This window comes from Janthinobacterium lyxosi, assembly GCF_051380665.1.
GTDB lineage: Bacteria > Pseudomonadota > Gammaproteobacteria > Burkholderiales > Burkholderiaceae_D > Janthinobacterium.
Genome location: NZ_JBNYXM010000008.1, coordinates 253,663 through 268,697, shown reverse-complemented (window position 1 = coordinate 268,697; position 15,035 = coordinate 253,663). Strand labels below are relative to the sequence as shown.

Below are 15,035 nucleotides of genomic sequence, written 5' to 3'. Positions count from 1 at the left end.
AGTTGTGATACTTCCACTTTAGGCGCTTTGACGCCGTAGGCCCGTGAGGATCCCCCCTATCGTGCTACCCGCTACCAGACCTACTTCGCCCGAATCGCCTGAATCGGGAGGGAGGCGCCCATTTCATTCTCCCCGTGCCGATATGAAAAATAGTAAAAATTATTTCTTATATTTAATTATTTACAGCCCTAAAGTTTCGTCAAAGCGTGCCGTTTATGCGTCCTCGCCTATGGCAACTTGAGGGGCAAAACAAAAAATATACTCGCTTTATTTCCCTAAACTTTCCATGCCCCACTCCGTTAATGAATATAACTGCGGTGTGAGTGCCCCGGAAGGCAGGGGCAGACCAAGGTACAAGGCACATAGCCAAAATATATAGCAAGGAGCTTCAAAATGGCCTCAGTCATCAATACCAATACCGCGTCACTGAATGCGCAACGCAACCTGAGCACATCGCAGTCCGCCCTGTCCACGTCATTGCAACGCCTGTCTTCGGGTTTGCGCATCAATAGCGCCAAAGACGATGCTGCTGGCCTGGCGATTTCTGAGCGCTTCACCTCGCAAATCCGCGGTCTCGATCAAGCCAAGCGCAACGCCAACGACGGCGTGTCGCTGCTGCAAACGGCCGAGGGTTCGCTGGCTTCGACGGGTAACATCCTGCAACGCGTACGTGAATTGTCGGTGCAATCGTCGAACGCCACCAACTCGGCAGGCGACCGCAAGGCAATCCAGGCTGAGGTAGGCCAGTTGCTGTCGGAAGCCGACCGCATCTCGCAAACGTCGGAATTCAACGGCTTGAAACTGCTCGACGGCTCGTTCGGCACGGCATCGTTCCAGGTCGGCGCCAACGCTGGCCAGACCATCCAGGCCACCACCGCCAACTTCCGTACCAGCAACTACGGCAATAACCAGGCAACCAGCGCAGCACCGACCACGGTCACCAGCGGCACCGCCTACAGCGGCGGCACCTTCGACATTCAAGGGCTGCAATCGGCAACGATTACGGCCAAAACGACGGACACCGCACAATCGCTGGCGGCGACCATCAATGGTGCGACCGACAAGACGGGCGTGACGGCAACGGCCAAGACCGACGAATCGGCCAAGTTTGTTGCGGGCAAAGTGTATTCGCTGGCAGTCACCTCCGACAACGCTACCGCCGCCAACGTCACCTTCACGGTGGGCGCAGCGCTCAATGCATCGGGCCTGGCCTCGGCAGTGAGCGCCTTCAATGACGTGTCGTCCACTACCGGCGTCACCGCCAAGTTGAACGACACCAACGATGGCCTGGTGCTGACCAACACTTCCGGCAATAACGTCACGCTGAAAAACAACAGTACCGATGCCACCTCGCTGGTGACCGCGGCGTCCATCGACTCGGCCGGCGGGGTAGGCACCACGGCGTCCATCGGCACTGGCGAGACCGCAACGACGATGGGCTATATTTCGATGAACTCCGACAAGGGTTTTTCGATCGGCAGTGATTCGGCCCCAGGCAAGAATGGTGTTGTCGCCGGCGCCGCCAGCCTGAAATCGGTCGCCAGCATCGACGTGTCAACCGTCAAGGGTGCCAACGATGCGCTGAAGATTCTCGATTCCGCTTTGTCGAGTGTCAACAGCCAGCGCGCTTCCTTCGGTGCCTTGCAGTCGCGTTTTGAAACGGCTGTCAGCAACCTGGAATCGACCTCGGAAAATCTGTCGGCTTCGCGTAGCCGCATCCAGGATACCGACTTCGCGTCGGAAACGGCCAAGCTGACGCGCGGCACCATCCTGCAACAGGCTGGTACTGCGATGCTGGCCCAGGCCAACTCGCTGCCTAACGGCGTGCTGTCGCTGCTGCGCGGTTAATCACCGCCAGGCAGCACCGTAGCATAGCCCTCCCCGGCCGGTCAGATGACGCATCTTGATCTGCCGGGGATTTTTCTTTAGAGGACAACATCATGGATATCCAGGCAACCGGCGGCGTCCCAGCCGCACTGCAGCAGCGTACCGCGGTCACGTCAGGCGGCACCACTGCCGCCAAGCCTGCGGCGCCAGCGGCCACGGACAGCAAGCCCACCGGCAAGGCCGCCAGCAAGGAAGAAGCGCAGTCCGAGCTGAGAGAGGTCAGGCAGGCCGTCAGCGACATCAACAAGGCCATGCAGTTCATGTCGCGCGAGCTGGAGTTTTCGGTCGACACCGACAGCGAGCGCACCGTCGTCAAGGTGATCGACCAGCAAACGCGCGAAGTCATCCGCCAGATGCCCACCAAGGAAGCATTAGAAATCGGCAAGGCCCTGGAAAAAGTGCAAGGCTTGCTGATCCGGCAAACGGCGTAAGCCGCCCCTGTGTCACCGCTTTGGGCATAGGACAAACAGGCGGTTAAATACCCCTCTAAAGTATGGATGAAATGTGCCGTTAACCAGTTATATTCATGCATTCCCTAGGAGGTCATTGTGGCTGTTTCATCCCTCAGTACTGGTGGTGTCCTCGACGTAAGTGGCCTGGTCAGTCAACTGATGACCGTGGAGAGCCGCCCCTTTGTCGCCATGCAGAGCAAAGAGAAGGCCATCACCACCCAATTATCCGCCTATGGCACCCTGAGCGGCGCCGTCGGCGCGTTCCAGACCACCGTCACCGCCCTGGCCGACGCCTCCAAATACAAGGTGGCCAATGCCACCACCTCGGATGACAAGGTCCTGACCGCCACCGCCGGCAAGGACACAGTCAAGGGCAACTACAGCGTCAACGTGACCCAGTTGGCGCAGGCGCAAACCATCAGCGCCGCCGGACAGGTCAGCACCAGCGCGCTGATCGGTTCTGGCGCCAGCACCGTGCTTACTTTTGACTTCGGCAGCGTCACGGGCGGCACCCTGGCCGACGGCAAGTATACGGGGGCCACTTTCGATCTCGATGCGACGCGCACGGCCCGCACCGTCACCATCGACGGCAGCAACAACTCGCTGCAAGGCATCCGCGACGCCATCAACAAGGCTGGCGTCGGCGTGACCGCCAGCATTATTTCCGACGGTAGCAGCACGCCGAACCGCCTGGTGCTGACCTCGGACAAGAGCGGCGAAACGTCAAGCATGCGTGTTTCCGTGGCTGGCGACCAGGATTTGAGCAATTTATTGTCCTACGCGCCGAATGGCACGCAGAACATGAAGCAAAGCAATGCTGGCCAAAATGCCAAACTGACCGTCAATGGCGTGGCCATCACCAGCCAGACCAATAACGTCGACAACGCCGTGCCTGGCGTGACGATGTCGGTGCTGAAGATCGGCGCCAGCAATGTCGGCGTCAGCATGGACACCTCCGGCATCAAGACGGCCCTGAGCAACTTCGTCAAGGCCTACAACGAGCTGAACACGACCATCAACGGCTTGACGGCCGTCACGCCGGACCAGAAGCAGGGTGCGGCGCGCACGGGCGGCCCGCTGGTGGGCGACTCGACCACGCTGAGCCTGCAGGCGAGCTTGCGCAAGATGTTTTCCAGCAATGTGCCTGGCTTGTCAGGTAGCGTGACGAGCCTGAGCCAGCTGGGCGTCGCCTTCCAAAAGGATGGCACGCTCAAGCTCGATACGGGCAAGCTGCAAACGGCCATCGACAAGACTCCGGACGACGTCATCAAACTGCTGGCCACCTCCGGTTCGACCAGCGACAGCCTGGTCAGCTTCGTCAGCTCGACCAGCAACTCGACGGTCGGCACCAAGGCCATCTCGATTTCCAAGCTGGCCACGCAAGGCACCCTGGCGGGCAGTGCACCGGCGGGCCTGAGCATCGTCGCCGGCGTCAACGACAACCTTTCGATGACGATCAATGGCGTCAGCAGCAAGGCCACGCTGGTGCCGGGCACCTACACGGCGGACAGCCTGGTCAGCCACCTGCAGTCGCTGATCAATGGCGCCTCCGGCAGCACCGACAAAACTGTCGGCGTGACGGTCAAGCAGCTAAACGGCATCATCAGTATTACCTCGAACAAATATGGTACCGCGTCGAAGCTGGAAATTACCGGCAACGGCGCCGATGGACTGTTTGGCAGCCCGACCATGACCACCGGCGTGGACGTAGCGGGCACCATCGACGGCGCCGTGGCCGTCGGCAGCGGTCAGACCCTGACCGGTTCGCCCGGCTCCGGCAGCGCCGGCATTGCGGTGCTGATCAACGGCGGCCAGCTGGGTAGCCGGGGTACGGTGAATATTTCGAAAGGCGTCAGTGCGCTGTTCGCCAGCACTACCGACAGTTACCTGGGCACGTCGGGCCTGATTCAAAACAAGAATGATGGCTTGAACAAGAGCATTGCCGATATCGCCAAGCAGCGCGATGCGCTCAATAGCCGCCTGACCCTGACCGAGGCGAGGCTGCGCAAGCAATACAGTTCACTCGACGTGAAGCTCAGTTCGATGAACAGCATCACCAATTATTTGACTCAGCAACTGGCGAAGCTGTCTTAGAGTTAACGCATATCTACTAGAGGAAAACGAATGTTTGGATCATCAAACAAGGGCGCGCAATCGTACGCCAAGGTTGGCCTGGAAACGGGTATAGGTGCCGCTTCCCCGCACAAGCTGATCGCCATGCTATTCGACGGCGCGCTGGTGGCCGTGCTGAGCGCGCAGATGCACATGAAAGCAGGCAATATCCCTGAAAAGGGCAAGTCGATTTCACGCGCCATGCAGCTGATCGACCAGGGACTGCGCGCCAGCCTGGACAAGAATGCGGGCGGCGAGATCGCCGAAAACCTCGATGCGCTGTATGAATACATGGGCGCGCGATTGCTGATGGCCAACCTGAAAAATGACCTGAACATCCTCGAAGAGATACAGGGCCTTCTGACCGGACTGCGCGACACCTGGAACGCCATAGGCACGCCTTCCGGCATGAATATTGCCGCTAGCGATGCATCTGTTACCCGCATCTCCAACTATGCGAGCGCCTGAGCCATGATGACCCATCAAGAAGTCCTGACTACCTACGAAACCATGCAATCCCTGACGGGCCGGATGGTGACCGCCGCCAGCAACGCCGACTGGGACGCGCTAGAAGCACTGGAGCAGCAAGTGAGCGCGCACGTGGAATCGCTGAAGGCGAATGAAGCAAAAGTCGTGCTGGAAAGCGCCGGCCGCCAGCGCAAGGTTGCCCTGATCAAGCAGATCCTGGAAGACGACCGCAAGATCCGCGACCTGACCATGCCGTGGATGGCGCATTTGTCCAAGCTGATCAACAGCACGGGCACCGAACGGCGCCTGGCCAACGCCTACGGCGTCTAAACGCCCAAGGGGCAAGGTCACTATCATGTTGCCGAAGATGGATGCCATCGGCATGACGCCCTTGACCCCGGTCAAGGCCACGCGGGCGGCCGACGCCGTCGCCGACCCGCGCCAGGCCGAGTTCCAGCGCTCGCTGCAGGGACTGATCGGCAAATCCATGCAGGGCCAGGTGCTGGCCCGCATGGGCGACGGCAGTTACCTGGTGCGCGTGGCCGGCACGCCTGCCCGCATGCAGCTGCCCGCCGGCGCCCAGCCGGGCACGGAAATCCCGCTGACCTTGATCGGCATCAATCCACGCCCCTCTTTTCAAATCGGCAACAACCGCGACCAACCCGCCAGCACCCTGCTGACGTATGCGGACGCGGATGCCGAGCCCGAGGCTGCCGACCTGCGCGGCCCCCAGCCAGGCGCCGCCCAGGCGGGCACGCGCGCCAGCAGCACGGCCGCCACCCTGCTCAGCCGCGCGCCCCTGACGCCGGCCAATCTGCTGCCCGCCCTGGCAAGCGATACGCCGGCGCCGGAACTGAGCACCACCGCGCGCGCCATCAGCACTGTGCTCAGCCAGGCGGAAAGCGTGCCCGGCGCGCCCCTGGCGCTGGTCGGCAGGACGCCGCTGATGGCCATGCCGGGTAGCGATCCGGCGCAGGTGGCGCAAAAACTGCGCGACACGGTCGGCAGCAGCGGCTTGTTCTATGAATCGCATGTGGCCGAATGGGCCGAAGGCAAGCGGCCGCTGGCCTCGCTGCTGCTGGAGCCGCAAATGCAGAAGGCGGCACAGGGCGACATGGCCAGGACGGGCACCGACCTGGCCTCGGCGCAACTGATCAATTTACAGCTGCATACGCACGAACAGGCGCGCGTGCAGTGGCAGGGCGAAGCCTGGCCCGGCCAGAAGATGCAGTGGGACATCAGCCAGGATGCGCCGGAAGGCCAGCAGCACGCTGGCACGCAAGACGACGCGGAAGCGACGACCTGGCGCAGCAATGTGCGCTTCCAGTTCCCCCTGCTGGGCGACCTGGCCGCGCACGTGGTCTTGCAGGGCGGCCGGGTGGCCATCCAGATGCAGGCCGGCAGCGAAGGCAGCGCCGACACCTTGCGCCAGCATGCGGCGCGGCTGGAAGCGTCGCTAGCCGCCGCCGGCTGGCCCCTGTCCTCCCTGAGCATCGCCGGCAAGCCGGAGGCGGCCGAAGCGCCAGCAGCGGCGCCAGGAGCAGACGGCGATGCTTGACGACACCAAGCGCAAGGTGCCGCAGACGGCTGTCGCCCTGGCTTACCAGAGCGGCACGCCAGCGCCCAAGGTGGTGGCCAAGGGCAGCGGCCTGATCGCGGACCAGATCATCAGCACGGCGCGCGAACACGGCGTCTTCGTGCATGAATCGAAGGAATTGGTGGCGCTGCTGATGGATGTCGACCTGGACCGCCAGATTCCGCCCGGCCTGTATCGGGCGATTGCGGAACTGCTGGCCTGGTTATATCATATTGAAACTGCGAAGGGCAGCCCCATCCCGCCGCCGCCCGACACCAGCGTCAACCTCACCGATACATAGACAGGCATCAATGCAAGTACATATTATGGATTCCGGCCTCGAAAACTGGCATGACTTTGAAGTGGAATCGCGGCGGGAGATCATCGCCTTGCTGCGCAGCATCAGCGAAAAGAACCAGCTGATCCGCATGCTGATCCACGGAGAATCCGATGTGTGCGTCACCTCCATCCTGGAAGTCGATGCCGAACACAATACCGTCATCCTCGACCGTTCCGTGAACGCCGACCAGAACCGGCGCATGCTGGCCGCCACCGGCATCTCGTTTGAAACCTCGCTCGACAAGATCCGCATCCTGTTTGCCAGCTCCCTGGTGCAAGAGTGCCAGTACGGCGGCACGCCCGCCTTGAAAATTGCCATTCCAGAAACATTGATCCGCTTGCAGCGGCGCGAGTACTACCGCATGACCACGCCCGTGAGCAATCCCGTGCGCGTCTCGATTCCCCTGCCGCCCTCGCTGGGCGGCACCGACACGCCGTTCCCGCTGGCGGACATCAGCTGCGGCGGCATCGCCATCCTGGACAATAAACTGATACTGGGCGAAACCATCGGCAGGGACTATCCCGGCTGTCGTATCGACTTGCCCGACGTCGGCATCGTCACCGCCACCTTGCAAATTCGCAATTCGCTGGACATGACCCTGCTGAACAACAAGCTGAACCGCCGCCTGGGCTGCCAGTTCGTCGACCTGCCGCGCAGCATGCTGGCGCACGTGCAGCGCTATATCACGCGACTGGAGCGTGAGAGGAATGCGCGCATGGCGGGGCTGGGTTAACACCTTACAAACCTGCTGCGCGTCGCCATTTGCGGCCTGCGATGCTCACTGTACTAGAGTACAGTTCCGCTTCTCGGCCACAACTGACTTCCGCTCGCTACGGTTTGTAAGGCGTTCGTGACATACCAATACACTTGCCTGTATCAAACTTGCATATTCATGATTTCATGATATGCAGAAACTAATTTATTTCTCACCTGCACCGTCGCCTGGAATTCGATGCTGGACTTTTGCATCGACACCATCACATCCGACAGGCTGACCTTGTCGTCGCCCATGGTAAAGCGCTGGCCCATCGCCGACGAGGCCTTTTGCGCGCCGCTCACGGAGTCCAGCGCGCTCTTGAAGGCATCGGCAAAATTCACCTTCGCCGCCGGCGCCTCGGTCTGGATCGCCGGTATTTTCGCCTCCGGCCGCGTGGCCGCCGACTTCAGTTGCGCGATCATCGCCTCGATCCTGCTGCTATCGATACCGCCTGTTTTCACTTTGCCTCCCGATTCTCGTCTATTCCTGCCTGTTGCTTCCGGAGAACAAAACTCCAGTCAGCAAGGCAACGACGGGTACAATAACTTCCGTCACATGTTGCCAAGGTTCCACAATACCAGTGCCAACGCCAGCCGCTCGGCCGAGCAGGCGGCAAAAGCGCCTTCTGTTTGGACGATTGAAGCGCGTGACAGTGGCGGATAATTCTGCATATCGCCCCCTCCTCCAGTGGAAGCGGCCCCCACGCATCACCCAATACCCGTCAATAACACGCGCCCCGGAAGGCAATCATGGCTGTAGCCGAAGAAATCGATGTGAACCGCATACCGCCGGAACCGGCGCCTGCCCGCTCTCCCGTGGAGTCCGTGCAAGCCTTCGCCAAGACGCCGATGGGCAAGAATTTCCTGCGCGGCCTGGGCGTGGCGGCACTGATTGCCATCGGCGTGGCCCTGTACATGTGGAACCAGCCGCCCGAGTACAAGGTCCTGTTTTCCAACTATACGGACCGCGACGGCGGCGCCATCACCGCGTCGCTGGACCAGTTGGGCATCAAGCACAAGTTTTCCGAAGGGGGCGGCGCCATCCTCGTGCCGTCCGAGCAAGTCCACGATGCGCGCCTGAAGCTGGCCGCGCAAGGCTTGCCGAAGGGCGGCAACGTGGGTTTCGAGCTGATGGAAAACCAGAAGCTGGGCGTCTCGCAATTTCTGGAACAGGTCAATTTCCAGCGCGCGCTCGAAGGCGAACTGGCCAAATCGATCGAATCGGTGTCCGCCGTCGACACGGCGCGCGTCCACCTGGCCCTGCCAAAACCGTCCGTCTTCGTGCGCGAACAGCAAAAACCGACGGCCTCCGTGCTGCTGAACCTGCATCCGGGCCGCGGCCTGGACCAGTTGCAGGTAAGCGCCATCGTGCACCTGGTGGCGTCCAGCGTGCCGGAATTGCTGCCGATCAATGTCACCGTGGTCGACCAGGCCGGCACCCTGCTGTCGAATCAGGAAAAGGACAAGGACCGCGCCAACGGCATCAAGAGCCTGGACCCCAACCAATTAAAGTACGTGCAGCAATTGCAGCAAAGCGTGATCAAGCAAGTCGAATCGATCTTGCTGCCCATCGTCGGTGAAGGCAATGTGCGCGCCGAAGCGACGGCCGACGTGGATTTCTCGCAAAGCGAGCAGGCGGCAGAAACCTACAAGCCGAACTCGCCGCCGGAAGCGTCCACCATCCGCAGCCAGCAAACGAGCGAATCGACGGGCGCCGGCAATGCCAATCCGTCCGGCGTGCCGGGCGCCCTGTCGAACCAGCCGCCTGGCGTGGCCACGGCGCCATTGACGGCCGAGGCACCGGGCGCCGCAGCTGGCGCACCGACTGCACCGACCCAGAAAGAATCGACGACAAATTACGAAGTTGACAAGACCGTGCGCTACGAGCAGAAATCCATGGGCGGCTTGCGCCGCCTGTCGGTAGCCGTCGTCGTCAACTACCGCCGCAGCTTCGACAAGGATGGCAAGGTCACGGTCAAGCCGATTTCCCCTGCTGAAATGGTCCAGATCAATAATCTGGTCAAGGAAGCGATGGGCTACAACAAGGAGCGCGGCGACAGCTTCAGCGTGGCCAACTCGCCCTTCGACGGCATCGACCGCGCGCCGGAAGGCAAGCTGGAGTGGTGGCGCGACCCGGCGAACTTGCCGCTGGCCAAGGAACTGGCGAAATTCCTCATCACGGCCCTGATTCTGCTGTATATCTTCATCAAGATCGTGCGCCCGATGCTGCGCCCCGTGATGCGCAAGATCGACGATTTCGGCGCCCCGCCACCCGTCATCGAGCCGGAACTCGCCAAGGACGGTGCAGAAAACGTAGTCCTGCTCAGCGAAGCCGAGCTGGAAGAACTGGAAGAAGATACGGCCCGCGGTTATCGCGAAAACCTGGCGATGGCCAGGAAACTGGCACAGGAAGACCCGCGCGTGGTGGCCAACGTAATCAAAGCATGGATAGGCAATAATGACTGAGACAACGGGACTGCAAAAAGCATCCATCCTGATGCTGGCACTGGGCGAGAGCGAAGCGGCCGAGGTCATGAAATTCCTCGGCCCGCGCGAAGTGCTGAAACTGGGCGCCGCCATGGCCACCATGAAGGGCATTGCGCACGAACAGGTGGTCGAGGTGCTCGACGACTTCCGCGCGCAGACGGAACTCAATTCCACCGTCGGCCTCGATTCGGACGAATATATCCGCCAAGTCCTCACCAAGGCGCTGGGCGACGACAAGGCTTCCGTGCTGCTGTCGCGCATCCTGGGCGGCAAGGATGCGTCCGGCATCGAATCGCTGAAGTGGATGGATTCGCAATCCGTGTCCGAGCTGATCCGCAACGAACACCCGCAGATCATCGCCACCATCCTGGTCCACCTGGAACGCGACCAGGCCTGCGAAATCCTCGGCCATTTCACGGACCGCCTGCGCAACGACGTGGTGCTGCGCATCGCCACCCTGGACGGCGTGCAGCCGGCCGCCTTGCGCGAACTCAACGACGTGTTGACGAAACTGCTGTCCGGTAACGAAAACATCAAGAAATCGTCGCTGGGCGGCGTGCGCGCGGCGGCCGAGATCCTCAACTTCATGAGCGGCGAGCAAGAAGGCTCCGTCATGGACAATATCAAGAATTACGACAACGACATGGCGCAAAAGATCATGGACGAAATGTTCGTGTTCGACAACGTGATCGACATCGACGACCGCGGCATTCAATTGCTGCTGCGCGAAGTGCAGTCGGAAATGCTGATCATCGCCCTGAAAGGCGCCTCGCAAGAGCTGCGCGACAAGATCTTCAAGAACATGTCGCAGCGCGCCGGCGAGATGATGCGCGAAGACCTGGAGTCGAAAGGCCCCGTGCGCCTGTCGGAAGTGGAATCGCAACAGAAACAGATCCTGCAAATCGTGCGCCGCCTGGCGGACGAAGGGCAGATAGTACTGGGTGGAAAAGGCGAGGATTCGTTTGTCTAATTTAATACCAAAAGAGCAGCAAACCGCTTACCAGCGCTGGGAAATGACCTCGTTTGGCGACGAGCGTCCCAGCGTGGTGGCGGCGCGCAAGCTGCTCGAACCGGAGCCGGAAGCGGAATTCGACCCGGGCGTTGATCCATACGGCGAGCTGCACGAAGAAGAGCTGGCCCCGTCGCTCGAGTATCCGACGCAGGAAGAACTTGACGCCATCCGCGAGGAAGCGCGCGCCACGGCCTTCGATGAGGGTCGCGCCGCCGGCTATTCGGAAGGCCACGCGGCCGGGCATGCCGATGGCCATGCGCAATCGTATGCGCAAGGCAAGGCGGAATCCGCCGTCGAACTGGCGCATCTGCAAACCATCGCCGTCGACTTCGGCACGGCCGTGCACCAGGCCGATGAACTGATCGCCAACGACGTCATGGAACTGGCCTTGCAACTAGCCAAGGGCATGCTGAAAACGGCCTTGCCGGTGCGCCCCGAGCTGATGCTGCCGATGGTAAGGGCAGCCATCGAATACTTGCCCGTGCTGCAACAACCGGCCTTGCTGATGCTCAATCCGGAAGACGCGCAAGTGGTACGCGACGGCATCGGCGATGAACTCGACAAAGGTGGCTGGCGTGTCATCGAAGACCCGACCGTGGAACGCGGCGGTTGCAAGATCGACACGGCCAGCAACCAGATCGACGCGCAGACGTCCACCCGCTGGCAGCGCCTGACGCATGCGCTGGGCAAGGACCTGGACTGGCTGGCGCCGTGAGCGAGCCCGTCAAAGGCCCCACTGCCCATGCGGCGCGCTGGCGCGCCTACCTGAGCGACTGTTCGGCCGTGGTCGGCTTTGTCGAACCGATGCAAATTTCGGGGCGGGTCACGCGCGTGGCCGGCCTGGTGATGGAAGCCGTGGGCCTGCGCCTGGCCGTCGGCGCCGCCTGTACCGTGCCGCTGCCGAATGGCGGGCGGGTCGAGGCGGAAGTGGTGGGTTTTGAAGGCGAGCGCCTGTTTTTGATGCCGCAAAGCGACGTCGAGGGCATCGTGCCCGGCACGCGCGTGTTTTCCGTCGAACCGGCCATCCCCCGCCCCGGCAGCGTGGCGCACCCGCGCCGCCGCCCCAGCGACCGCGCGCGCCACCTGCCCGTGGGTCCGCAACTGCTGGGCCGCGTGCTCGACGGCGCGGGCCGCCCGCTTGATCAGCTGGGCCCGCTGCATACGACCGATAGCGCCCCCATCAATGTACGCCCCGCCAATCCCCTGGGCCGCGCGCCCATCGTGGCCACGCTGGACGTAGGCGTGCGCTCGATCAATGCCATGCTGACCGTAGGCCGGGGCCAGCGCATGGGCCTGTTCGCCGGTTCCGGCGTGGGCAAGAGCGTGCTGCTGGGTATGATGGCCCGCTACACGGAGGCGGACGTGATCGTCGTCGGCCTGATCGGCGAACGGGGACGCGAGGTGAAGGAATTCATCGAGCAGATCCTCGGCGCCGAAGGCCTGGCCCGCTCCGTCGTCGTGGCGGCGCCGGCCGACACGCCGCCCCTGATGCGCCTGCAGGGCGCCGCGTATGCGACGGCCATTGCCGAATATTTCCGCGACCAGGGGCAAAATGTACTGTTGATCATGGATTCTCTGACCCGCTACGCCATGGCGCAACGCGAAATCGCCCTGGCCATCGGCGAGCCGCCTGCCACCAAGGGCTATCCGCCGTCCGTCTTCGCCAAGCTGCCCGTGCTGGTGGAACGGGCCGGCAATGGCGAGGAAGGCGGCGGATCGATCACCGCCTTCTATACCGTGCTGACCGAGGGCGACGACCAGCAGGACCCGATCGCCGACTCGGCGCGCGCGATTCTCGACGGCCATATCGTGCTCAACCGCCGCCTGGCCGAGGCGGGACACTACCCCGCCATCGACATCGAGCAATCGATTTCACGCGCTGCCCACTCGATCACCACGCCTGAACACCAGCAGCAGGCGCGCAAGCTCAAGCAACTGTATTCGCGCTATGAACGCAGCCGCGACCTGATCAGCGTGGGCGCCTACAGCGCCGGCACCGATCCCGTGCTGGACCAGGCTATCGCCCTGCATGAAAAGATCGAGGCCTTTTTGCAACAGCAAATCACGGAACGGGTCAGTATGGACGAGAGCTTGGGGCAACTTACCGCTCTATTCGAGTGATGAGGGCTTGCATAGCGGGAATATAATCAAGCATGGCTTCTCCTTCCCAACTTGCAACCCTGATTGACCTTGCCCAGCGCGAAACGGATGATTGCGCCAAGCGTCTGGGCGCGGCCCTGAAAGCGCTGGACGATTGCCGCCAGAAGCTCGACATGCTGTCCGGCTACCGCGATGACTATGCCCAGCGTTTTGAGGCGAGCATGAGCAGCGGCATTACGCCCACGGCCTACCGCAATTTCCAGGCCTTCATGGTCAAGCTCGACAGCGCCATCCTGGGCCAGCTGCAGGTGGTCGAGCATGCGCAAGCGCGCAGCGATAATGAAAAGATGCGCTGGCAGCTGGCCGAACGCAAGCGCATGTCGTACACCACCCTGAACAACCGGGCGCAGGAACAGGCACTGAAGCTGGAAAACAAGCGCGACCAGAAAGCAATGGATGAGCACGCGGCGCGACAAGCCTATTACAAACGCTAAGCAACACTGAGGCAGCATCATGCAAACCCTGCAAAACCCGATTTCCCAGATTGTCTCGCCAAACGCCACGCCGGGCGCCGCCAACCGCAGCCAGCCGCCCGGCAGCGGCACGACGGGCGACTTCCAGCGCACCCTGAACCGCCAGATCGAGCAACGCCAGGCCAGCCGCACTATGGAGCAAGCAGCAGCACCGGCGGCGCCCCGCCCCGCCAGCCCTGCCGCCACGCCGGCACCCGCCCAGGCGCCAGCCAGGGAAGCGAAGCCGGCGCAAGCAGGCACCGAACAGGCGGCCAGCAGCGCACAGCCATCCGCGCCGGCCAGCGAGGCGGCCGCGCCCGCCACCGGTGATAGTTCCAGCACCGCGGCCGAGGCCGAGGCAAGCGTGCCCGCCATCCCCACCGAGACAGCACCGCCGCCAGCCGATCCGGCCGCCGAAATGCTGGCCCTGGTGGGCAGCATCCAGTTGGCCATCCAGCCGCCAGCGGCCAAGGCCGTGCCGGAACTGCCCGCGCGCGCCGGCGTCAAGGCCGACGCCAAGAACCTGGCCACAGGGCCATTACTGGCAGCCGGCCAGGGCAGCGGCAAGGCTACCGCCACTGTCATCGCGCAAGCCGACAGCGGCGACTTTGCCGACAGCCTGGGCCAGGCACAGGGCAAGGCGGCCACCACACCCGGCACCAGCGTGCCGACCGGCAAGGCCGAGCCGGGCAAGCTGGCCATCGATGCCCAGTTGGCGGCCACCGCCAGGGCTGGCACCGCCGTGGCCGAACCGATTATCAAGGAAACGCCAGCCGACCTGAGCCGCTTGGCGGCCCAGTTGCAGCCAAGCGCGCTGCAGCAAGCCGCCGCCGCTGTGGCCGTGCCGGCAGACAAGCTGACGGGCCGGGTCGGCACGCCGGCCTGGGACCAGCAACTGGGGCAAAAAGTCGTGTGGATGGCGGCCGGTGGCGACCAGAGCGCCACCCTGACCCTGAATCCACCCGACCTGGGACCCGTGCAAGTGGTCCTGACGGTCACCAATGACCAGGCCGATGCCGCCTTCATGTCGGCCCAGCCCGAAGTGCGCCAGGCGCTGGAAGCGGCCATGCCGCGCCTGCGCGAGATGATGAGCGAAGCGGGCATCGCCTTCGGCAGTGCCACCGTCTCGGCCGGCACGCGGGAGCAACAAAACAATGGCGAACGGGCCGCCTCGGGCGAACGGCGCGGCAATGGCCAGGGCGGCGGAGTAGCGGGTGGCGAGATCGCCATCGCGCCAGCGGCAGGCGGACGCAGCCGGCCCAGCCTGAGTGCCGTGGATACCTTTGCCTGAGACCAATTCGTCGCCCGCGGGCCACAGGCGCGCCCCACAGCG

The 15,035-nt window shown here is 62.7% G+C and carries 16 protein-coding genes; 15 read left to right on the top strand and 1 reads right to left on the bottom strand.

Annotation, left to right across the window (positions count from 1 at the left end; translation table 11 throughout):
- Positions 1-393 precede the first annotated feature (393 nt).
- The 8 genes from ACQ4WP_RS11135 to ACQ4WP_RS11100 all read left to right on the top strand — a co-directional run bounded on the left by ACQ4WP_RS11135 (position 394) and on the right by ACQ4WP_RS11100 (position 7,568).
- Positions 394-1,848 carry a flagellin N-terminal helical domain-containing protein gene (locus ACQ4WP_RS11135; protein WP_436520516.1) on the top strand — a complete coding sequence of 485 codons (1,455 nt, stop codon included), beginning with the start codon at positions 394-396 and terminating at the stop codon, positions 1,846-1,848.
- A 92-nt stretch (positions 1,849-1,940) separates the two neighbouring features.
- Positions 1,941-2,318 (top strand): flagellar protein FlaG, encoded by a 378-nt coding sequence (locus ACQ4WP_RS11130; protein WP_436520514.1) that lies wholly within the window; start codon positions 1,941-1,943, stop codon positions 2,316-2,318.
- Positions 2,319-2,435: 117 nt separating this feature from the next.
- Positions 2,436-4,433 carry a flagellar filament capping protein FliD gene (fliD, locus tag ACQ4WP_RS11125; RefSeq protein ID WP_436520512.1) on the top strand — a complete coding sequence of 666 codons (1,998 nt, stop codon included), beginning with the start codon at positions 2,436-2,438 and terminating at the stop codon, positions 4,431-4,433.
- A gap of 30 nt (positions 4,434-4,463) precedes the next feature.
- The gene (fliS, locus tag ACQ4WP_RS11120; protein ID WP_436520510.1) at positions 4,464-4,919 is read left to right on the top strand and encodes a flagellar export chaperone FliS; all 456 of its coding nucleotides are present in this window, start codon (positions 4,464-4,466) and stop codon (positions 4,917-4,919) included.
- Positions 4,920-4,922: 3 nt separating this feature from the next.
- A complete protein-coding gene (locus ACQ4WP_RS11115) occupies positions 4,923-5,249 on the top strand; it encodes a flagellar protein FliT (protein ID WP_436520508.1) in 327 nt (108 codons plus the stop codon).
- A gap of 25 nt (positions 5,250-5,274) precedes the next feature.
- On the top strand, positions 5,275-6,477 hold the full coding sequence (gene fliK, locus ACQ4WP_RS11110; protein WP_436520506.1) for a flagellar hook-length control protein FliK: 1,203 nt from the start codon (positions 5,275-5,277) through the stop codon (positions 6,475-6,477).
- Positions 6,470-6,796 (top strand): EscU/YscU/HrcU family type III secretion system export apparatus switch protein, encoded by a 327-nt coding sequence (locus ACQ4WP_RS11105; RefSeq protein ID WP_436520504.1) that lies wholly within the window; start codon positions 6,470-6,472, stop codon positions 6,794-6,796. The genes fliK and ACQ4WP_RS11105 overlap by 8 nt, the downstream gene beginning before the upstream one ends.
- Before the next feature lie 10 nt (positions 6,797-6,806).
- Positions 6,807-7,568, top strand: coding sequence for a flagellar brake protein (locus tag ACQ4WP_RS11100; protein ID WP_436520502.1), 762 nt, complete (start codon positions 6,807-6,809; stop codon positions 7,566-7,568).
- A gap of 143 nt (positions 7,569-7,711) precedes the next feature.
- Here the strand turns inward: ACQ4WP_RS11100 and fliE are convergent, their stop codons facing one another.
- Complete coding sequence (gene fliE / locus ACQ4WP_RS11095; protein WP_436520532.1) at positions 7,712-8,014, bottom strand: flagellar hook-basal body complex protein FliE; 303 nt, start codon at positions 8,012-8,014, stop codon at positions 7,712-7,714.
- Here fliE and ACQ4WP_RS11090 point away from each other — a divergent pair.
- The 7 genes from ACQ4WP_RS11090 to ACQ4WP_RS11060 all read left to right on the top strand — a co-directional run bounded on the left by ACQ4WP_RS11090 (position 7,911) and on the right by ACQ4WP_RS11060 (position 14,993).
- Positions 7,911-8,255, top strand: coding sequence for a hypothetical protein (locus tag ACQ4WP_RS11090; RefSeq protein WP_436520536.1), 345 nt, complete (start codon positions 7,911-7,913; stop codon positions 8,253-8,255). The two genes, fliE and ACQ4WP_RS11090, sit on opposite strands and share 104 nt — an antisense overlap.
- A gap of 86 nt (positions 8,256-8,341) precedes the next feature.
- A complete protein-coding gene (gene fliF, locus ACQ4WP_RS11085) occupies positions 8,342-10,057 on the top strand; it encodes a flagellar basal-body MS-ring/collar protein FliF (protein ID WP_436520500.1) in 1,716 nt (571 codons plus the stop codon).
- Positions 10,050-11,048, top strand: coding sequence for a flagellar motor switch protein FliG (fliG, locus tag ACQ4WP_RS11080; RefSeq protein ID WP_034787109.1), 999 nt, complete (start codon positions 10,050-10,052; stop codon positions 11,046-11,048). Before fliF ends, fliG begins: the two co-directional genes overlap by 8 nt.
- A gap of 43 nt (positions 11,049-11,091) precedes the next feature.
- Positions 11,092-11,805: a flagellar assembly protein FliH gene (locus ACQ4WP_RS11075; RefSeq protein ID WP_436520530.1), complete on the top strand. Its 714-nt coding sequence runs from the start codon at positions 11,092-11,094 to the stop codon at positions 11,803-11,805.
- Between the two features lie 89 nt (positions 11,806-11,894).
- Positions 11,895-13,211 carry a flagellar protein export ATPase FliI gene (gene fliI / locus ACQ4WP_RS11070; protein WP_436520528.1) on the top strand — a complete coding sequence of 439 codons (1,317 nt, stop codon included), beginning with the start codon at positions 11,895-11,897 and terminating at the stop codon, positions 13,209-13,211.
- 32 nt (positions 13,212-13,243) lie between these two features.
- Positions 13,244-13,684, top strand: coding sequence for a flagellar export protein FliJ (fliJ, locus tag ACQ4WP_RS11065; protein ID WP_436520498.1), 441 nt, complete (start codon positions 13,244-13,246; stop codon positions 13,682-13,684).
- Positions 13,685-13,703: 19 nt separating this feature from the next.
- The gene (locus tag ACQ4WP_RS11060) at positions 13,704-14,993 is read left to right on the top strand and encodes a flagellar hook-length control protein FliK (protein WP_436520496.1); all 1,290 of its coding nucleotides are present in this window, start codon (positions 13,704-13,706) and stop codon (positions 14,991-14,993) included.
- Positions 14,994-15,035 lie beyond the last annotated feature (42 nt).

Bases quoted from the DNA above. Each gene is read 5' to 3' on its own strand.
- ACQ4WP_RS11105 (WP_436520504.1), top strand. From the start codon at position 6,470: ATGCTTGACGACACCAAGCGCAAGGTGCCGCAGACGGCTGTCGCCCTG.
- fliF (WP_436520500.1), top strand. From the start codon at position 8,342: ATGGCTGTAGCCGAAGAAATCGATGTGAACCGCATACCGCCGGAACCG.
- ACQ4WP_RS11075 (WP_436520530.1), top strand. From the start codon at position 11,092: ATGACCTCGTTTGGCGACGAGCGTCCCAGCGTGGTGGCGGCGCGCAAG.
- ACQ4WP_RS11115 (WP_436520508.1), top strand. From the start codon at position 4,923: ATGATGACCCATCAAGAAGTCCTGACTACCTACGAAACCATGCAATCC.
- fliE (WP_436520532.1), bottom strand. From the start codon at position 8,014: ATGATCGCGCAACTGAAGTCGGCGGCCACGCGGCCGGAGGCGAAAATA.
- ACQ4WP_RS11100 (WP_436520502.1), top strand. From the start codon at position 6,807: ATGCAAGTACATATTATGGATTCCGGCCTCGAAAACTGGCATGACTTT.
- fliJ (WP_436520498.1), top strand. From the start codon at position 13,244: ATGGCTTCTCCTTCCCAACTTGCAACCCTGATTGACCTTGCCCAGCGC.
- ACQ4WP_RS11135 (WP_436520516.1), top strand. From the start codon at position 394: ATGGCCTCAGTCATCAATACCAATACCGCGTCACTGAATGCGCAACGC.
- ACQ4WP_RS11130 (WP_436520514.1), top strand. From the start codon at position 1,941: ATGGATATCCAGGCAACCGGCGGCGTCCCAGCCGCACTGCAGCAGCGT.
- fliG (WP_034787109.1), top strand. From the start codon at position 10,050: ATGACTGAGACAACGGGACTGCAAAAAGCATCCATCCTGATGCTGGCA.
- fliI (WP_436520528.1), top strand. From the start codon at position 11,895: ATGCAAATTTCGGGGCGGGTCACGCGCGTGGCCGGCCTGGTGATGGAA.
- fliK (WP_436520506.1), top strand. From the start codon at position 5,275: ATGTTGCCGAAGATGGATGCCATCGGCATGACGCCCTTGACCCCGGTC.
- ACQ4WP_RS11060 (WP_436520496.1), top strand. From the start codon at position 13,704: ATGCAAACCCTGCAAAACCCGATTTCCCAGATTGTCTCGCCAAACGCC.
- fliS (WP_436520510.1), top strand. From the start codon at position 4,464: ATGTTTGGATCATCAAACAAGGGCGCGCAATCGTACGCCAAGGTTGGC.